This window comes from Glycomyces sp. NRRL B-16210 (genome assembly GCF_000719515.1).
In the GTDB taxonomy this organism is placed as follows: Bacteria; Actinomycetota; Actinomycetes; order Mycobacteriales; family Micromonosporaceae; genus Glycomyces.
On the sequence record NZ_JOGR01000013.1, the window covers coordinates 1 to 17223 of the forward strand.

The following is a 17223-nucleotide window of genomic DNA, read 5'->3' on the forward strand; positions in this document are numbered from 1 at the left end:
TTCTTTTTTTGGAACTTTTTGGGTTTTATTGGGTTGTTCCCCTGGTTAAGGGTGCAATTGGTTCCGGACCCACCCTTTTCACCCGCCCGGCCCGCCGGTGCCGTCCGCCCCGCCCGTGTCGTCCGCGCCGTGCGGGCCGCGTGCCGAGAGCGCCCAGCCTGTGCCGCCTGTGGGGTCCGCGCCATGCGGGCCGCGCGGCGAGGGCGCCCCGACCGGCCCGCCCGTGCCGCGCCGGCCGAGCTCGGAGCCGCAAGCCGCGACGGCGTGTTCGCCGCGTCAGGAGCCGGAACCCGGACCAGGGGCCGAAGAGCCCACGGGGGAGTGGTCGACCCCGAGCGACGTGCCCGGCGGGTCCACCCCCGTCCAGGAGATGGAACCCGAGGACACCGTCGACCCCGGGTCGGCTGAGACGGTCGGCTCCGAACCCACTGCCACCTTCACCGAGGAGAACACCGCATGAAACCCGAAGAGCTGCATAGAAAGCACCTCACCGCGCTGATCGCCGGAACCCCTGCGGACGCCGAGCGGATCCGGCAGTGGTTCCAGCCGGTCGACCACAAGACCGCGGCCGAGTACCTCCGCGCGGCCGTCGCGGTCTGCCTCGAATACCGGTTCGGTCCCGGCGCGGGACTCGGGGCCGGACCGGTTGACCCCGACGAGTTCGCCGCGTTCATGGCCGAGGTCCGCCAGTCCGGCCACGGCACCGAGCCGCCGCTGGACCACCTCGCGATCGAGTCGGCCGTACGCGCCCTCTACGGCGAAGGGCATCTGCTGGAACCGCTCGGCGAACACGAGCGGACGAGTGCGCATTATGCGTTGCTGCGCAAGCAGATCAACGCGTACCCGTGGCTGGAGGACAACCCCGACCACTTGATCGACCACGCGAGAGCGACCATGACCACCTGGATTCTCGGCTGAGGCGGGAGGGCCGGGGTCCGCGTCAGCGGCCCCGGCCCTCGCCGTCGATCACTGCGGGTCGCCCGGCAGGTCGGTCGCGATCGCGCTCGCATACCTCGTCGCGGGTTGGTAAGCCGCGGGGCCAGTTGGTGATGATGGCGATGTGGACGGTGGCCAATTAGCGGACGGCGAGTTTGTCGTATCTGGTCGCGACGGCGCGGTGTTGTTCGATGCGGGCGATGGTGCGTTCGGTGCTGGAACGGTCGTTGTAGCGATCGGCGTCGAACGCTGGCGGTCTGCCTCCGGAGGCCCCGCGCCGTTTGCGATGTCCGATCTGGTCGACCGGCTCGGGAATAGTGGCCTTGACCTGGTGTTCTCGCAGCCAGGTGCGGTTGATGCGAGCCGAGTGGGCGCGGTCGGCTAGCACCCGGACGGGGCGCCTGCGGGCCCGGCCGCCCCCGAGCCGGGGAACGGCAATTGCCTCCAGTAGCGGGATCATCTGCGGGCTGTCATGGGCCTGGCCTGCGATGAGGAGTGCGGCGAGCGGATATCCGGCGTTGTCGGCGGCGAGGTGGAGCTTCGTGGACCAGCCGCCGCGCAAGCGGCCCAGGGCGTGGTCTCCCGGCTCGCCGCGAACCTCGCGCAGTCCGGCTCCGGACACGGCCAGATGAGCTCGGGCTGTGGTGGAGTCGACGCTGACTTGCCAGGTCATGCAGTGCTCGGCGCGGGCGAGTGTCTGGAGCGAGCGCGGAATGAAAATCCACACGCCTGAGCGCTGGCAACTGGTGAACCGCCAGTAGACCGTGGCCCAGGGGCAGGCGGTCCCTTGGTCGGTGCGTCCGTGGAGGCCCACCGTCCGGGCTCGATCTAAGCGGCTCACTTGGGGAGGTGCAGCCAGTAGCCGTCGAGGTCGGCGAGGCTCGGCGGGGTCTCCAGGAGCGGTGCGAGGCGTCGCACCATCAGCGCAAGCTCGTTGCCACGGCCTTCGTGCGCGTAGTACCCGGTGGCCCGCAGTCCCGACACCACCATGTAGAAGCGCAGCCTGGCCCGGTGATCCACAGTGTCCTCAAGGGACCGCATCGCCGCTCGCGTCTGCGGCCCCATCAAGGGCCATGCGCCGCCCCAGAACAACTGGTAGGCCACGTCCCAGAGCGGGTCCCCGAGCATCGCGCTCTCGAAGTCGATGACGCCGACAATGCCGTCCTCGCCGAGGATGAGGTTGTCGGCGCTGTAGTCGCCATGGACGAGGGCCCGAGTCTCGGGCAGGGACTTCGACTCGGTGCGGACCAGTTCCGAGAGGCGCTCCAGGAGCTTCCGGTCCGGGCCGGACTCGATGTCCGGCCAGGTCTCGGGGGCACCCCAGAGAACGCAGTCGGCCCAGGCGGGCTGAGTGCCGTGCCCGGTCTCGGGGTCGATGCTCCCGTAGCCGGTCGTTGCGGAGACGTCCACCGCGTGGAGCCGGTCGAGCGCTGCGGCGACCGCCGGCGCGGCGGCGGTGACGCGGTCCATCGGCAGGTCGCACAGCCGGGTCCCCGGCAGCCGCCCGGTGAGGCACCACCAGGCGTCCTCGATCGGGCCGATGCCGTGGAACTCCGGCACGCGAAGCCCGCTGCCGGCGAGGATCCGACTCACCCGCTCCTCGACCGCGAAGCCCTCGCGGCGCTTCGAGACCCTGACCACGACGGGACCGGCATCGGCGACGGCAGCGAAGACCTGCGAGTTCTCGCCCTCGTTGAGCGGATGCCAGTCCGTCATCGGACCGTTCGCGCCCTCGACGCCGGACCGGATCGCGGGCAGATCGAACCCAGATTTGAACATGCGCCGAGCGTATCGCCGAGCCCCGCGGCGGTTCCAAGGTTTTTCGGCTCGCGAATCCCGCGCAGCGGGTGTGATGATCGGTATGCGATGAACACGAACGAGCGACGGCCGAGACTGGTGCTGATGTGCGGCCTGCCCGGGGCCGGAAAGACCACGGTGGCCAAGCGCTTGGAGCGGGACATGCCCGCAGTGCGCATGTGCCCCGACGAACGGCTCAGGGAGTCGGGCCTGGACCTGTTCGACGCGGCGGCGCGGGCGCTCGTTGAAGCGCGCCAATGGGTCCGGGCTCAAGCCCTGCTCGCCGAAGGGACCAGCGTGATCCTGGAGAACGGCTTCTGGGCGCGCGCGGAGCGAGACGAGAGGCGCCTGCGAGCGCGCGAGCTGGGAGCCGAGGTCGAACTGCGCTACCTCGACGTGCCGCTGGACGAACTGGAAAGGCGGACAGCGGCGAGGAGCCGAGAACCGGGCGAGGCGCACTTGACGCCGGCGATGCTCCGCGACTGGAACCGCCTGTTCGAAGCCCCGACGCAAGCAGAACTCGACCTGTTCGACGCACCGGACCGGCCCTGAGGAAATCGGCCGGGCCACCGGGTTCGGGCCGAGCGAAAGCCCGCTCGCCCAGGGGACAACCGCCGACCAGACAGGACGCCCGCGGCCCCGACCGGATGCCGATCGCCTGCGGCATCGACGGCTCGACGCGACCGGTACTGTCGACGATGGACAGGCTCACTTGTGGCCTGTGACCTGCGTATATCCCCTCAAATGAAAGGAAAGCGACCTATGCCCCTCGGCAATGCTTCCCTCAACACCTCCAACGACCCCGCCCAGCTCCCCGAGCGGGGACTCGAAGTGCTCAAGCGGTACGCCTCCCGCGGCGAGACCCTCACCTATGGCGACCTGAATCGGGAGCTCGGCGAGCCTTTCGCCCCCGGTACGTTCCACGGCGGGATCGGAAGGCTCTGCGAGGCCCTCAACCAGCTCCACGAGACCACCACCGGCCAACCCTTCATGATCTGCGCGCTGGTCGTCCGAGCGGACTCCGGTCAGCCCGGCGACGGGTTCTTCAAACTCGCCGACCGCCTTCGTCGCCTCCCGCTGATCGCCGATGCCGAGACCCGGCGCGTCTTCGTCCGCTGGCAGTGCGAGGCCGCCTTCGCGGCCTACTCGCAGGCGTGAACCCCGCGCGCTGATCCGACCCGAATCGCCGCCTGGGAGGGGCCTGCTGTGTGAGGGGCCTCTCTTACGTTTCACCGGCGCTGACCTGGGCACTCAGTCGGGACGGGCGGTTCGGTTCGCGGGATGGGAATCGCGCTACGATCCGAGACAGCCCCCATTTCGAGTCTGACGCTCATCTTCTACGAAGTAGGCCCGCCATGTTGCACGACGACTCTTCTCTCAACGATGCCGGTCTCATCGAATCCGGACTCCAGGTCCTCAAACACCACGCCGCGCGCGGCGAGACGCTCTCCCTCGACGATCTGCACCGCAAACTCGGGGAGCCGTTCGATACCGGCGTCCCCGAGCGCATGGACCGGCTCTGCGAGGGCATCAACGCCCAGCACTCCACCGGGACGAGCCTGAAGCTCATGATCTCCGTCCTTGTTCGCGACGACCAAACGGGCCTTCCCGGCGACGGCTTCTTCAAGCTCGCCGACCGCCTCGGCCGCCTGCCCTGGACCGACGACGCCGCCGCTCGGGTCGCCTTCGTCGACGAGCAGGAGCGGCGGGTGTTCATGGTCTACCGCGAGGCGAAGGCCCCGGTCTCCGGTTTCGCCCCGTACCGCTGATCCGGGCAGCAAGAACGGGACCGTCTCCCGACGGTCCCGTCTCGGCTCACCGGGGCAAGCCGACCCGCGATGCCACTACTCGGCCGGCGGGTACTGCGCGACACCGCCCATCACGTAAGCCACCTGCTGTTCGAGCGGGATCGTGCCGCTCGGCTCGGGCGGGCCGAAGGTCACGGTCACCGAACCGTCGCTCGAACTCGCGTCGACCTTGCTCACCGAGTAGTTCGCCGAGGCCGAACCGACCCTGAACAGCCCGAACAGGTCCACCGACGCCGTCGCACCGACCTTCATGTCGCTGGTGACCCGGCTCGCGTTGGCGCCCTTGAACGTCATCGACATCTGCGGCTGACGCGAGATGACGAAGGTCTTCAGGCGCGCCAGCGCCTTCCCCTGCCCGAACAGCTGGTCCACATTGAACTCGCCGCCCTGCAACTGGAACCCCGTCGCGTCCTTTCCGGACTTCGCCGCGATCTCGGTGAGCATCTGCTCGTCGTACCAGCCGGTCTTCCCGTCGGGCGACAGCGCCGTGGGCGAGGCGCCCACGATCGTGACGCCCTTGTACTCCAGGCCGATCTCGACCTCGGACGAGGACGAGGTGTACGTGGACATGTCGTACGACGCCGAGCCGCCGAAGTTGAACGACACGGCGTCCATGACCGGGATCGAGAACCCCGCCTTGCCCGACACGCTGAGGTCGGTCGACTTCGAGGAGAAGTTCGACAGCTGCAACTGCATCGACACGGCGTTGCCGTCGCTCTGGAGACTGCCGATGAGCTGGTTCGCGCTGGGCAGCTTGCCGGGCGTGTAGCCGACGAAGTACTGCCCGGCGCCGATCTCCTCGCCGCCGTTGTCCGCGTCCGGCTTGAGGATGTTCGCCCTGGCCGCGTTCAGGCGGGCGGTCGCCTCGTAGTAGTTGCGGTGCAGCAGGATGCTCTGCTCCGCCACCTCCTTGTAGCTCGCGATGGCGCTGTACAGCGAGCTGAGCGAGGTCGGCAGGTCCTCAAGGGACCCGAACCGGGTCAGGAGCTGGTTGAAGACGTCCTGGAGCTTGCCGCCGAACGGCAGCGGGTTGCTGAAGACGCCGCCCGCGTTGACGAACTCGGTCACGATCGACGTGATCTGCGCCGAAGCGGCGTTGTCCTGCTGATTCATCGTCTGGAGGTCGGCCTTGGAGAAGCCGAAGACGGTCGACCCCAGGATCTGGCGGTACAGCGACGAGAAGCTCCCGCCTCCGATCGAGAGCTGGGGCCCGTTCGTCGCCAGCAGCGAGTCGAGGTCGTTGAGCGTCGCCTGGTTGTAGTAGGCGTTGGGACCGTAGGTGATCCCGTAGTTGAAGCCGGCCGGGTAGGAGACGGCGCTGAACGTGCCGTCGAGCTTCGCCCCGAGGAACTGCCCGATCTTGCTCTGGAGCTCGTCGGCGAACGCCTTCTGCGCCGAAGTGGTGCCCGGATTGCTGCGCAGCACCCCGCCGGCCGCGGGGTCCGGCATCACCAGCCAGTCGCAGCTGTTGATGTCCGGAATGGGGAACGGGGCGGTCCGCTTCCATCCGTCGTAGACGGCCTGCTTGGCGAGGGTCGGAGAGTCGGCCGTGATGTGCACGTCGACGGTCCATGCCGTCGTGTGCACGTTCGGCGCTCGCATGAAGACGTGGTAGTTGGGCATGACGCCCTCCTGTTCGTTGGGTGACCGAATCATGACCATCGGTCGCGTTGCAATCAGCATCCCCAACCGGCCGAGCCGCCGAGACCGCTCCCGAATTCCGGCCCGAAGTCGGGCCTACAGCCGCACTTCGTGACCGAATAACATTGACGTTTATGGTCGATGAGCTTGCGCCCCAAGAGATAACGAGCTGGCGTTCACGGTTGGACGAACTTTTCCTTACGTTGGCGGGATTGTTCGGAAGAATCGAACTGCGCCGCCGCGCCAGGGCCTACCTCGTCGGGCTTCTGGCACCCGTGGAACGCAAGAGCGGCTGGCAGCTCGCCGAAGCCGCCGGGGACCCCACCCCGGTTCGGGTGCAGCACTTCCTGAACCGCGCCGTATGGTCGGCCGACCAGGTCCGCGACGCGTTGCGCGCCTACGCCGCCGGCCGTCTCGCCGACCCCGGCGGGGCGCTGGTGGTCGACGAGGCCGGCTTCGCCAAGCGCGGACCCTCCTCCGCGGCGGTGCAGCGCCAGTACTCGCACACCACAGGCAAAGTGGAGAACTGCCAAGTGGGCGTGTTCCTGGCCTACGTCGGCCCGCGCGGCACGGCCCTGATCGACAGGGAGCTGTACCTGCCCTCGGAGTGGAACGACGACGCCCGATGCGCGGCCGCCGGCGTGCCGCCCGCCCGCGCCGCCGAAGGGGCGCTGGCGAAGCCGCGCCTGGCCGAGGCGATGATCGGCCGCGCATTCGACGCCGGGATCGAGGCCGGGTGGGTGACCGCCGACGCGACGTACGGGCGTGACGGGGCCTTCCTGGCGTTCCTGTCCTCCCGCCGCCTGCCCTACGTGGTCGAGGTGCCGCTCTCGCAGACCTTGCAGGGCTCCGAGGAGGACCGGCGGGTCCACGACCTGGCGGGCCGGGCGCCGGCCGCGGCCTGGCACCGGGTGGAGACGCGCCCCGGCGGCTGCGAGGCGCTCGAATACGACTGGGCCTGGGCGACCCTGCCGGTGGCCGCCGACCTCCCGGCCGGGTTCGTCCGCACCCTGCTGGTCAGGCGCTCGACCGAGCGTCCGGCCGATCTCGCCTACTTCCTGTGCTTCCACGTCGACGCGGTGCGGCGCGAGGAGATCGTGCGCACGGCCGACTCGCGCCGGGCCATGGCCGCGTGCCTCGCGGCCGCCAGGACCGAATGCGGGCTCGACCACTACCAGGTCCGCAGGTGGGAGGGCTGGTACCGGCACGTGACCCTGGCGATGCTGGCCCACGCCTTCCTCGTGGTCTCCGCCGTGCGGGAGACCCCTGCCCCCGCCTCGCCCGGCGAGGACGCCCCCGTCGACCACGCGCTCCGCTGGCGCTGAACCGCGATCCGCGCACCGAACATAACGAAATACCATTGTCGTCACCGCAGGCCCGGACACGCGGCCCAGACCACCCCAGACGTGCAGGTTCACACCAGCCGACCACCGCGGGAGGTCGCCCGCTTTCTCTGGATGTCCGCGCCCGAGCCGGAGACGACGGACCGGCGGCACCGACCCTCCACATGGGTCGGTGCCGCCGGTCGCCTGCGGCCTTAGAGGTTCGCGTCGGCGTAGTGGTCCATCGCCTCCCTCAGGAAGCCCGCGAGACCCCTGGCCACCTCGTCGAAGGTGGCCGTGAACGCCGGGTCCTCGGTGTACAGCTCGCCCAGGCCCTTGTACGCCTCCGCGGTCGGCACGCTGCCCCACACCGAGGCGATGAACGCGTAATGCCCGGCCACCACCTCCTGCGCCTCGGCGCTGCCGGGGCCGAGACCCTCGGCCCGCAGGGCCGCCAGGCGCCGGTGGATCTCCTCGAACTTCGCCGGGATCGCCCGGCGCTCCTCGTCGCTCATCGCCTTCACGGCCGCGTCTCCCGCGTCGACGACCTCGTCGCCCCAGCGGCGGCGGGCCTCGGCCTCGTACTCGGCGCGCTTGCCCGCGTCGAGGCCGTCGAACCAGGTCTCGGGTGTCATGGTCTGCTCTCCTTCGAGTTGTCGGATGGTCGCTTCGACGGTGGCGGCGAGGCGTTCGAGGCGCCCGCGCTCCTCGGCGATCTGGTCCGCGTGGCGCCTGAGCGCCTCGGTCTCGGCCAGATCGCCTTCGAGGACCTCGGCGATCGTGTCCAGGCGCAGGCCCAGCCGCTTGAGCAGGAGGATCCGCTGGAGTCGCAGCAGTTCCCGCTCGCCGTAGCGGCGCAGCCCGCCGTGGCCGGTCGCCGCCGGCGCCAGGAGCCCGATCGCGTCGTAGTGGCGCAGGGTGCGCGAGGTGACGCCGGTCAGCTTCGCGACCTCCGCCGTCGTCCAGGTGCGCATCGCCGGTCCTCTCCGTTCGTCGTGAACTCGAAGGTATTGCTTGACGTTACGTCAACTGCAAGTCCGATTCGAGGAGACGGCGGACACGGGCCGGGGCCCGCGACGAAGGTCGCGGGCCCCGGTTCTGGGGAGGAGGGCTATGGAGTGGTGACGTTCGGCCACGGGTAGGAGGTGACGTCGCTGCCGATGTAGAAGCTCGGGTGCGGCGGTTGGTTGTAGGCGGTGTTCTGCCAGGCGATGGCGACCCGGTACTGGACGTCGTGCATGAGGGTCGCGATGCGCAGGTTCGTCTGGTGCGGGGTGGCGTAGATCCGCAGGGCGGAGTCGTTGCTGGTGCGCCAGATGACCTCTTCGCGCCAGTCGCCGAACAGGTCCGCCGACAGGCCGGGTGTGGCCTTGGTGCCGTTATTCGAAGCCACACCTGATCCCGACAGCAGTGTCCCGGAGGGGTACTTGGTGATCTGGGTGCCGTCGAGCAGTTCCCGCTCCCCGTCACCGTCCCACCAGATCACGAAGTTGGTCGAGGCCGGCTTCGAGCCGATGTTCTGCCCCGAAGCGTTCAACAGCCCCGAGACATTGGACGACCAGTATTCGGCCCCAGGGTTACTGGCGCTGACGTTCGCGGCCACGCCGCGCCCGTTATCACCGCTCGGGCTGGTCTGGAACAGGATCGAACCGTTCGAGCCGTTGAGATGCGAGGACGGCGCACTGCTGTTCTCGTGCGGCATGAACACTTCCTGGCCCGGCCGCGAAGGCACGAAGTCGCTCACGTGGAGGGCGTCGCCGTGGCCGAAGCCGGTGTTCCACAGGGCCTGTCCGTTGGAGCCGACGGCCATGGCGCCGTAGACGATGTCCTGGCGGCCGTCGAGTCGTTGACGTTGCCGCGGGCGGGCTGGTAGTTGATCGTGTCGAGGATCGCGCCGTTGGCGCCGTTGAAGATCGTCAGATACTCCGGGCCACTGAGGACGTATCCGCTGCTGTTGCGGTGGTCGGCGCCGGAGTTGCCGATGACCTGTCCGGTGCCGGAGACGGTGGCGTCGGCGGTCTTCATCGCGATCTCGGCTCTGCCGTCGCCGTCGTAGTCGAACACCTGGAACTGGGTGTAGTGCGCCCCGGCCCTGATGTTGCGGCCCAAATCGATCCGCCACAGGCGAGTCCCGTTGAGCTTGTACGCGTCGATGAACACGTTCCCGGTGTGGCCGGACTGCGAATTGTCCTTCGCGTTGCTCGGGTCCCACTTGACGAGGTACTCGTACTGCCCGTCGCCGTCGAGGTCCCCGACGCTCATGTCGTTGGCCGAGTACGTGTACGACACACCATCCGGAGTCGACGGTGTAGGTGCCGCTGCCGCCGGTGTCGAGGTAGTTCGTCGCACCGGTCAGCGGGGAACTGTTGAGCAGGGTCCCGTTGCGGTACACGTTGAACGCGGTATTAGCCGAGTCGGTGCCGAGCAGCCGCCAGGACACGAGGTTCCCCCCACCGGAAGGCACCACCGTGACACCGCGGCTCAGGTTCTCAACCTGGTACCCGTTCTGCTGCGCGCCGCCGACCTCGATGAGCTGGAACTGCTGGTTCGTCCCGCCGGTCACGTCGTACTGCGAGAGCCGCGAGCCCGCGGAGGTCGACCACTCCCACACGTCGAGGGCCTTGCCCGAGAAGCGGTTCACGAAGCTGGAGTAGCCGCCGCTCTGATTGACCTGGAACTGCTGGTTGGTGCCGCCGAGGTCGGTGTACTGGGCGATGGTCGCGCCGTTCTCGGCGTTCCACTCCCAGATGTCGAGGACCAGACCGGAGTGCCGCACCTGGATGCGGTAGTAGCCGCCCCCGGCGTCGATGAAGCGGAACTGCTGGCTGGTGGCATCGGTGCGGTTGCTCTGGACGATCTGGGCGCCGCCCGCGGTGCTGCCGCCCTCGACTTCGAGGACGAGCCCGGAATGGCGGGACTGGAGGACGTACCAGGCGGAGGTGTCGACCTGAGCCGACGCGTGCTGGGGGAGTGCGATGAGGACGAACAGGCCCGTCAGCGCCGCCGTGAGGAGGGCTGCCCAGCGGGCGTGCCGCTTGAGGGCGGGCTTCGGTGAGGGAATGCGCATGTGGAGCTCCATGGGACTTTGTTATGAAGGCGCACAAGGCCAATCGGTCGACAGCGAAGGTGACGCGGACATGCCGGGAGCCGCGTGCGCCGCGCACCATGAAATCGAAAGATTGAGTTGAATCGATATAATGGCGCGGACTCAGCATAACTTGTTAGCGCTCTCATTGCAATGGTCCGCGGCGAGTCCGCCGAGGGGCTCCGATCAGCGCGGCGGGGCCGTCGACTCGCGCACGACGAGGCTCGTCGCCAACTGCACGTGGTGCGAGTCGGGCACCTTGCCCGCGGCCAGTTCGAGCACCGTGCGGGCCGCGACGCGGCCCATCTGCCGCAGCGGCTGCTTCACCGTCGTCAGCGGCGGCTCGACCCACATCGCGTTGTAGGTGTCGTCGAAGCCGATGACGCTGAGATCGGCGGGCACGTCCACGCCGTGCCTGCGGGCGCTGCGGATGACGCCCACGGCGATGGCGTCGCTGGCGGCGAAGATCGCGGTCGGCGGCTCGGGGAGCTCCAGCATGGCGTCGGTGAGCGCCGCGCCGTTCTCGGCGGTGAACTTGCCCGAGCCCATGAGCGCCGGGTCGAGGTCGATCCCGGCCGATTCGAGGGCCTCGCGGTACCCGTGCAGCCGCTCGCGGGCCGGCACCGACTGCGCGGGCCCGCCCGCGAAGCCGATCCGCGTGTGCCCCAGGTCGAGCAGGTGCCTGGTGGCCTGGACGCCGCCGGCCCAGTTGGTCGCGCCGAGGCTGGTGACGCGCTCGTCGAGCGGGTTCGCGGGGTCGATGACGACCAGCGGCAGGCCGACCTGCTCGCACGCGTCCATCTCCTCGCCGGTGAGCTGGGCGGTCACCACGACCAGTCCGGCCGCGCCGCGCGAGGCGATCTCCTTGACGCGGTCGACCCCGAGGGGCTCGTCCTGCGCGGTCCCCTCCGAGTCGAGCGAGCGGGTCACCACCTCGACGCCCAGTTCCCTGCCGCCGCTGATGATCCCGTCGAGCACGTACACCGCGTACATGTTCAGGATCGTGTCGAAGACGATGTGGATCGACTGCGGCGCGGGCGATTCGCGGGGCCCGGTGGTCGGCACGTAGTCGAGTTCGGCGATGGCCTCGCGGACGAGCCGCCGCGTCTCCTGGGCCACTCCCGGGCGGTCGTTGAGCACCTTGGAGGCGGTGGCCTTGGAGACGCCGGCGCGCCGGGCCACCTCGGTCAGCGTCGCGCGGGGGCGGTCCGGACTGCTCATCGCTTGCACCTCTTCAGGATGGGGGTGCCGATATCCTATCGAGTCTCGGAAACAGTTTCCAAACTCCGCCGTGAAGTTTCGGCGAACCGGCCTCGATCCCCGCGGACTCGACCGCGCCGGGGCTTGACCGGTCAAGTGGAGCGGCGTACGTTCGGAGCGTTTAGACGTCACCAGAAACCTTTTCCGACGTTGAGGAGTCATCGCCGCATGTCGAACACCGCTCCCTGGCACGAACCCGGATGGTTCACCGTCGCTATCGGACACTCCAGTGCGGACCCGCCGCTCACGGGCCGATTCCGCATCACCGGATCGACCCGCGCCACCGGAGGCGAACGCGTCATGACCACCCCTGCCCGCCTCGACTGACCCGTCCGCTTCCCGAATTCCCCTTCGGCACAGTGGACTTCGGCGCATAGAATGTCGTGACTCTCCGGGGGCGAGATCACGGCCCCCGAAACGACAAGGAGCACTCCATGTCCGTCAACACCCACAAGTCCCTTCGCCGCCTGCTGCCGCGCGCCGTCGCCGCGTTCGCCGTGGCCGCGCTCGGCGCCTTCGCGCTCAGCGGCTCGGCCGCCGCCGAACCGGCCGAGGAAGCGAGCGCCAGTTCCTGGCAGCCGAAGTACGTCGCCCTCGGCGACTCGTACGTGTCCGGCGTCGGCGCCGGCGACTACCTCGACGACGACGGCTGCTACCGCTCGGCCAACGCCTACCCGGTCCTCGCCGCGCTCGACATCGACGCGAGGCTCTCCTTCGACGCCTGCTCGGGCGCCCGCGTCGAAGACGTCGTCGCCGACCAGCTCGCGAACCTCGACGACCGCACCGACCACGTCACGATCGGCGTGGGCGGCAACGACGCCGGGTTCACCACCGTCCTCACCGCCTGCGCCGGGACCGACACGGCCCTGTGCGAGAACGCGATCGCGGGCGCCCAGTCGGTCATCACCGACTCGCTCCCGGCCGAACTCGACGACCTCTACACGCAGGTCGAGACCCTCGCGCCCGGCGCCGACATCACCGTCGTCGGCAACCCGCGCCTGTTCAACGGCACCGCCTGCGACGTCACCCTCGGCATCACCCCCGACGAGCAGGCCCTGCTGAACGAGACCGCCGACCTCCTCGCCGAGACCACCGCGGGCGTCGCCGCCGACCACGGCTTCGACTTCGCCGACGTCCGCGACACCTTCGCCGGGCACGAGATCTGCTCGGCCGACCCGTGGATCCTCGGCTACACCGGCACGCTGGAGTCCTTCCACGCCAACGCCGCCGGCCACGCCGCCTACGCCGAAGCCGTGATCCCCTACCTCCGGGGCTGCTGACGCCCGCCGGCCCGCGGGACCTCCCGCGGGCCGGACCCGCCCTTCGGGCACAATCCTGGGATGCCCAGACGCTCCCGCCCGACCGCCTGCCCCTGCGGCACCGGCGCGGCCTACGCCGACTGCTGCGGTCCCCTCCACGCCGGCACCGCCAAGGCCGCCACCGCCGAAGCCCTCATGCGCTCGCGATACAGCGCCTTCGCCGTCGGCGACGAAGCCCACCTGCTGCGCACCTGGCACCCGAGCACGCGCCCCGACCGGATCGGCCTCGCCGCCGACGACCGCCGCTGGACCGGCCTGGCGATCCTGGAGACCACCGGCGGCTCCCCGCTCCACACCAGCGGCACCGTCCGCTTCCGCGCCTCCTATACCGATCCCGAAGGCCCGGGCTCCCAGACCGAGAACAGCGCCTTCGCGCGCATCGGTCCCGACTGGTTCTACGTGGACGCCGTCGACCCCGCCTGAGCTGAGCCAACCGGGGCAATCCATCGAATACTTGTCGATACTTTGACAACTGTCTAACCTCGTCGAGTGAGTTTCGACCCCCCGTCACCCGCCAAAGACCGCCGGGTGCGACGAACCCGCGCCGCCCTCCTGGGCGCCGCGGTCTCCCTCGTGACCGAGCGCGGCACCGCCAACATCCCCGTCTCCGACATCGCCGACGCCGCCGGGGTGAGCCGCCAGCTCGTCTACCTCCACTACGGCGACCGCGACAACCTCCTCCTCGAAGCCGCGCTCGACCTCGCCCGCACCGACCTCGGCCGGCCCCGCGCGGAGACCGACGAGCTGATCGGCCGCGAGCGCGCTCTGGCGGCGGCCCGCCACTTCGCAGCCCACCGCGGCTTCTACCGCGCGATGTTCAGCAGCGCGAGCGCCTTCGCCCTCAACAAGGCCGTCAGCCGGGCGCTCGCGCCGCTGCCGGCCCGCTACGGCGCGCGCCTGCCCGGCGAGATCGCCGAGGACCTCGCGGTGTTCGTCGCCAACGGCGCGACCGCGCTCATCGCCGCCTGGGTCAGCGAAGGCGACGAGCCCCTCGACCCCGAGTCCATGGCCGACCGCCTCCAGGCGGTGGGCCAGGTCGTCGCGACCGCGATCGACGCCCTCCCGTGCCCCGAGGCCCCGCCCGGCGAATGACCGCATCCGCTGCGGCGCAGCGCCCTCGGGCGACCAGTGCTCGAATCGCCTGCCGAGACCCGCGAAGGATTCGCCGCGCCGACGCCCGGATCGGTACGATGAGCCTCGGGAACCCGATCCCGAGGAGCGCACATGTCCACAGCCGAACTCTTGTCGATCGCGATGCTGCTTCGGCAGCGCGGCGAGATCGACGACCGCATCGCGGAGATCATCGGCCGTCCCCTGCGCTCGGGGCGACTCGCCGAGTGGATCGCCGCCGTGATCTTCGACATAGAGCTCGACGACGCCGCCGGTGCCGCCAGACACAGCGGCGTCGACGGCCGCTTCCGCACCGGGCCCCTCGCCGGAGCCACCGTCAACATCGAGCACTACCCGCGCGATCAAGGCCTGCTCAACATGACCGACGCCGAGGAACTCGACTACTACCTCGTCATGACCGGCCCGCGCGGCCCGGCCGGGAACGCCCCTCCCTGGAGCATCGACCAGGTCTATCTCTTCGACGCCCAGGCCCTGTTCGACACCATGCGCGAGCACCTGCGGCGGATCGGCATCGGCACCAGCGTCCGCTCCGCGTACTGGTACGCCGCCCAGATCCACCCCCTCCCGGTGAACCCGGCGCTGGTCCTCACCGCCGACCAGTCCGCGGCCCTCGACGTCTTCAAATCCGAGTACTCGGGTACCTGACCCAAGGGCGATCGGCGCTGCGCATTCAAACCCGTTACGATGCGGGAGCCTGCGGGTGATGTCAGCCCGCAGTCGCTGTGATGGCAATCTGACGGAGGTAGCGTGCTCGATATCAGCCCACTCACTTGGGCGGTCACCATCGGTTTCATCGTCGCTTTGCTTGCGGTGGACCTGATCTTGGCGGCGGCGCGACCGCACCACGTCGGATTCAAAGAGGCCACCGCCTGGTCCGTGTTCTACATTGCAGTCGCCATCGGATTCGGCGTCTGGTTCGGCCTGCAATACGGCAACGCCTACGGCACCGAATACTTCGCCGGCTACATCATCGAGAAGAGCCTCTCGGTCGACAACCTGTTCGTCTTCGTCATCATCATGTCGACGTTCGCGGTACCCGACCACCACCAGCACAAGGTGCTCACCTTCGGCATCGTGCTCGCGCTCATCATGCGCGCGTTCTTCATCTTCATCGGCGCCGCGCTCATCAACACCTTCTCGTTCATGTTCGTGGTCTTCGGACTCCTGCTGATCTACACCGCGATCCAGCTCTTCCGACACCGAGACGAGGATCCGGACGTCGAGAGCAACCTCATGGTCCGCGGCGCGCGGCGGTTCCTGCCCGTCAGCGCCGACTACATCGGCGGCAAGCTCTTCGCGAAGGAGGCCGGACGGCGGGTCGTCACCCCGCTGTTCATCGTCCTCATCGCCATCGGCAGCATCGACCTGCTGTTCGCCCTCGACTCGATCCCCGCGGTCTTCGGCGTCACGCAGGAGGCGTACATCGTCTTCACCGCCAACGCCTTCGCGCTGCTCGGCCTCAGGGCCCTGTTCTTCCTCGTGAAGGGCCTGCTCGACCGGCTGGTCTACCTCTCGACCGGCCTGTCGCTCATCCTGCTGTTCATCGGCGCCAAGCTGCTCATGCACTGGGCCCACGAGGACATCAACGACTCGATCCCCGCGATCCCGACGCCGCTCAGCCTCGGCGTCGTCGTCGTCATCCTCTTCGTCGTCACCGTCGCGAGCCTCCTCAAGACCCGCGGCAACCCCGGCCAGAAGGCACACGCCGGGTCCCTCTCCGCCACCAAGAGCCGAGAAGACGACACAGAGTAAACCGATCGCGAAGGGGCGCTGCGGAACGCAGCGCCCCTTTCAGCGTCTCCTGCTCAAGACCAGCAGGATCACCAGCAGCGGGATCGGCAGCAAGAACGCCTCCCGCAACCCGATCTGCGTGTCGAGCCACGCCAGCGCCGCCGGCGCGGCGAGGATCGCCGTACCCGACGCGAGCGATCCGATCGAAGCCGAATGCCTTGCCGTCAAGTTTGGCACGGACACCAAGCGCGCCAACATGATCGGATACAGCGGTGCGATGCCCAGGCTCGCGACCGCGATGCCCGCCGTCACCGTGTACGGGTCCTGCCCCACGTACACCAGCGCGGTGCCCGCCATGGTCGTCCCCGCCGCGGCGCCCACCGCCCACGACCGGTCCACGAACCGCGGCCCGACCAGGCGCCCGACCGCCATGCCCACCCCGAAGCTCGCCCCGAGCGCCGAGGCCGCGCCCAGCGACACGCCCGTGTCCAGCAGCCGCGCGACCGCCCACACCACGAAGCAGAACTCGCACCCGACGCTCAGCACGATCCGCAGCCACCCCAGCGAGGCCGGCCCGGCCGGCACCCGCACCTTCACGACCGGGCCGTCCTGCGGACCCGACACCGTGCGGTGCGCGACCGCCACGACCAGCACCGGCACCGTCGCCAGGATCGCCCAGCGGCCCGGCATCCCCGCGGTCTCCAGCGCCCCGTAGACCAGCGGCCCGCACACTCCGGAGGCGCTGGCGACGCCGACGGCCAGTGCGATCCGCTTGGCCGCGCCGGGCCCGCGCAGGAGCGAGGGCGTCGTCAACGCGATGGCGGCGCAGCCGAAGCCGACCAGGAGCGATCCGGCGCCCGCCGCCGCGAGGTGGGCGCTGAGCGCCATGCCGAACGCGCCGACGGCGATGGCGCCGCAGGCGATCCGCAGGACCAGGCCCGCGCCGGCGCGGAGCACGATCGGGCCGGTGACGGCCGCGAGGACCAGGCCCGCGCCGAAGGTCGAGGTGAGCCAGACGAGTTCGCCGCGGGGGCGGTCGAGTTCGACGGCGATGCCGGCCAGGTACGGTCCGAAGCAGGCCACGAGGTAGCCGAGCGCGACCTGCGCGAGGCGCACGACGCGGTCGACCTCGCGGATCTGCGCGGGGGACTGCTCGGGCGGGCCGGTCCGCGTGGTCTCGTCAACGGACATGC

General features: G+C 69.5%; 17 protein-coding genes and 1 pseudogene. 11 read left to right on the forward strand and 7 right to left on the reverse strand.

Annotated elements, in window-relative coordinates:
• Positions 1-456: 456 nt before the first annotated feature.
• A complete protein-coding gene (locus IF12_RS0118570; RefSeq protein ID WP_030161064.1) occupies positions 457-918 on the forward strand; it encodes a hypothetical protein in 462 nt (153 codons plus the stop codon).
• A 157-nt stretch (positions 919-1075) separates the two neighbouring features.
• On the opposite strand, the gene IF12_RS0118575 is transcribed toward IF12_RS0118570, so the two are convergent.
• Entirely contained in the window at positions 1076-1663 is a 588-nt protein-coding gene (locus tag IF12_RS0118575) for an IS5 family transposase (protein ID WP_231492647.1), read from the reverse strand.
• Between the two features lie 110 nt (positions 1664-1773).
• A complete protein-coding gene (locus IF12_RS0118580; protein WP_030161068.1) occupies positions 1774-2715 on the reverse strand; it encodes a phosphotransferase family protein in 942 nt (313 codons plus the stop codon).
• An 87-nt stretch (positions 2716-2802) separates the two neighbouring features.
• On the opposite strand from IF12_RS0118580, the gene IF12_RS0118585 reads away from it, so the two are divergent.
• The 3 genes from IF12_RS0118585 (at position 2803) to IF12_RS0118595 (ending at position 4502) form a co-directional block, all read left to right on the forward strand.
• Positions 2803-3285, forward strand: coding sequence for an ATP-binding protein (locus IF12_RS0118585; protein ID WP_030161070.1), 483 nt, complete (start codon positions 2803-2805; stop codon positions 3283-3285).
• 210 nt (positions 3286-3495) lie between these two features.
• Entirely contained in the window at positions 3496-3891 is a 396-nt protein-coding gene (locus tag IF12_RS0118590; RefSeq protein ID WP_030161072.1) for a hypothetical protein, read from the forward strand.
• A gap of 197 nt (positions 3892-4088) precedes the next feature.
• The gene (locus tag IF12_RS0118595; protein WP_030161074.1) at positions 4089-4502 is read left to right on the forward strand and encodes a hypothetical protein; all 414 of its coding nucleotides are present in this window, start codon (positions 4089-4091) and stop codon (positions 4500-4502) included.
• Between the two features lie 75 nt (positions 4503-4577).
• Here the strand turns inward: IF12_RS0118595 and IF12_RS0118600 are convergent, their stop codons facing one another.
• Positions 4578-6164 (reverse strand): hypothetical protein, encoded by a 1587-nt coding sequence (locus IF12_RS0118600; protein WP_030161075.1) that lies wholly within the window; start codon positions 6162-6164, stop codon positions 4578-4580.
• Between the two features lie 152 nt (positions 6165-6316).
• Here IF12_RS0118600 and IF12_RS0118605 point away from each other — a divergent pair, with 152 nt between their 5' ends.
• Positions 6317-7507 carry an IS701 family transposase gene (locus IF12_RS0118605; RefSeq protein ID WP_051704589.1) on the forward strand — a complete coding sequence of 397 codons (1191 nt, stop codon included), beginning with the start codon at positions 6317-6319 and terminating at the stop codon, positions 7505-7507.
• A 212-nt stretch (positions 7508-7719) separates the two neighbouring features.
• Here the strand turns inward: IF12_RS0118605 and IF12_RS0118610 are convergent, their stop codons facing one another.
• The 3 genes and pseudogenes from IF12_RS0118610 to IF12_RS0118635 form a co-directional block, all read right to left on the reverse strand.
• Entirely contained in the window at positions 7720-8478 is a 759-nt protein-coding gene (locus IF12_RS0118610) for a TipAS antibiotic-recognition domain-containing protein (protein ID WP_030161078.1), read from the reverse strand.
• A 137-nt stretch (positions 8479-8615) separates the two neighbouring features.
• A pseudogene (locus IF12_RS27315) lies at positions 8616-10583 on the reverse strand (RICIN domain-containing protein).
• Positions 10584-10775: 192 nt separating this feature from the next.
• Complete coding sequence (locus IF12_RS0118635; RefSeq protein WP_030161089.1) at positions 10776-11810, reverse strand: LacI family DNA-binding transcriptional regulator; 1035 nt, start codon at positions 11808-11810, stop codon at positions 10776-10778.
• 207 nt (positions 11811-12017) lie between these two features.
• Between IF12_RS0118635 and IF12_RS25835 the strand changes: the two genes are divergently transcribed.
• The 6 genes from IF12_RS25835 (at position 12018) to IF12_RS0118665 (ending at position 16051) form a co-directional block, all read left to right on the forward strand.
• Positions 12018-12176: a hypothetical protein gene (locus tag IF12_RS25835; RefSeq protein ID WP_156036861.1), complete on the forward strand. Its 159-nt coding sequence runs from the start codon at positions 12018-12020 to the stop codon at positions 12174-12176.
• Positions 12177-12283: 107 nt separating this feature from the next.
• Positions 12284-13129: an SGNH/GDSL hydrolase family protein gene (locus IF12_RS0118645; protein WP_051704590.1), complete on the forward strand. Its 846-nt coding sequence runs from the start codon at positions 12284-12286 to the stop codon at positions 13127-13129.
• 60 nt (positions 13130-13189) lie between these two features.
• Positions 13190-13591: a YchJ family protein gene (locus IF12_RS0118650; protein WP_030161093.1), complete on the forward strand. Its 402-nt coding sequence runs from the start codon at positions 13190-13192 to the stop codon at positions 13589-13591.
• A gap of 105 nt (positions 13592-13696) precedes the next feature.
• On the forward strand, positions 13697-14260 hold the full coding sequence (locus IF12_RS0118655) for a TetR family transcriptional regulator (protein ID WP_081913745.1): 564 nt from the start codon (positions 13697-13699) through the stop codon (positions 14258-14260).
• A 132-nt stretch (positions 14261-14392) separates the two neighbouring features.
• Entirely contained in the window at positions 14393-14944 is a 552-nt protein-coding gene (locus tag IF12_RS0118660) for a hypothetical protein (protein ID WP_051704592.1), read from the forward strand.
• 102 nt (positions 14945-15046) lie between these two features.
• On the forward strand, positions 15047-16051 hold the full coding sequence (locus IF12_RS0118665) for a TerC family protein (RefSeq protein ID WP_030161099.1): 1005 nt from the start codon (positions 15047-15049) through the stop codon (positions 16049-16051).
• Between the two features lie 39 nt (positions 16052-16090).
• On the opposite strand, the gene IF12_RS0118670 is transcribed toward IF12_RS0118665, so the two are convergent.
• A complete protein-coding gene (locus tag IF12_RS0118670; protein WP_051704593.1) occupies positions 16091-17221 on the reverse strand; it encodes a sugar MFS transporter in 1131 nt (376 codons plus the stop codon).
• Positions 17222-17223 lie beyond the last annotated feature (2 nt).

What these genes read in the sequence shown, in the direction of transcription:
- IF12_RS0118590 (WP_030161072.1), top strand. Translation starts at nt 3,496, where the DNA reads ATGCCCCTCGGCAATGCTTCCCTCAACACCTCCAACGACCCCGCCCAG.
- IF12_RS0118595 (WP_030161074.1), top strand. Translation starts at nt 4,089, where the DNA reads ATGTTGCACGACGACTCTTCTCTCAACGATGCCGGTCTCATCGAATCC.
- IF12_RS0118605 (WP_051704589.1), top strand. Translation starts at nt 6,317, where the DNA reads ATGGTCGATGAGCTTGCGCCCCAAGAGATAACGAGCTGGCGTTCACGG.
- IF12_RS0118670 (WP_051704593.1), bottom strand. Translation starts at nt 17,221, where the DNA reads ATGTCCGTTGACGAGACCACGCGGACCGGCCCGCCCGAGCAGTCCCCC.
- IF12_RS0118660 (WP_051704592.1), top strand. Translation starts at nt 14,393, where the DNA reads ATGTCCACAGCCGAACTCTTGTCGATCGCGATGCTGCTTCGGCAGCGC.
- IF12_RS0118585 (WP_030161070.1), top strand. Translation starts at nt 2,803, where the DNA reads ATGAACACGAACGAGCGACGGCCGAGACTGGTGCTGATGTGCGGCCTG.
- IF12_RS0118570 (WP_030161064.1), top strand. Translation starts at nt 457, where the DNA reads ATGAAACCCGAAGAGCTGCATAGAAAGCACCTCACCGCGCTGATCGCC.
- IF12_RS25835 (WP_156036861.1), top strand. Translation starts at nt 12,018, where the DNA reads ATGTCGAACACCGCTCCCTGGCACGAACCCGGATGGTTCACCGTCGCT.
- IF12_RS0118610 (WP_030161078.1), bottom strand. Translation starts at nt 8,478, where the DNA reads ATGCGCACCTGGACGACGGCGGAGGTCGCGAAGCTGACCGGCGTCACC.
- IF12_RS0118600 (WP_030161075.1), bottom strand. Translation starts at nt 6,164, where the DNA reads ATGCCCAACTACCACGTCTTCATGCGAGCGCCGAACGTGCACACGACG.
- IF12_RS0118650 (WP_030161093.1), top strand. Translation starts at nt 13,190, where the DNA reads ATGCCCAGACGCTCCCGCCCGACCGCCTGCCCCTGCGGCACCGGCGCG.
- IF12_RS0118635 (WP_030161089.1), bottom strand. Translation starts at nt 11,810, where the DNA reads ATGAGCAGTCCGGACCGCCCCCGCGCGACGCTGACCGAGGTGGCCCGG.
- IF12_RS0118580 (WP_030161068.1), bottom strand. Translation starts at nt 2,715, where the DNA reads ATGTTCAAATCTGGGTTCGATCTGCCCGCGATCCGGTCCGGCGTCGAG.
- IF12_RS0118645 (WP_051704590.1), top strand. Translation starts at nt 12,284, where the DNA reads ATGTCCGTCAACACCCACAAGTCCCTTCGCCGCCTGCTGCCGCGCGCC.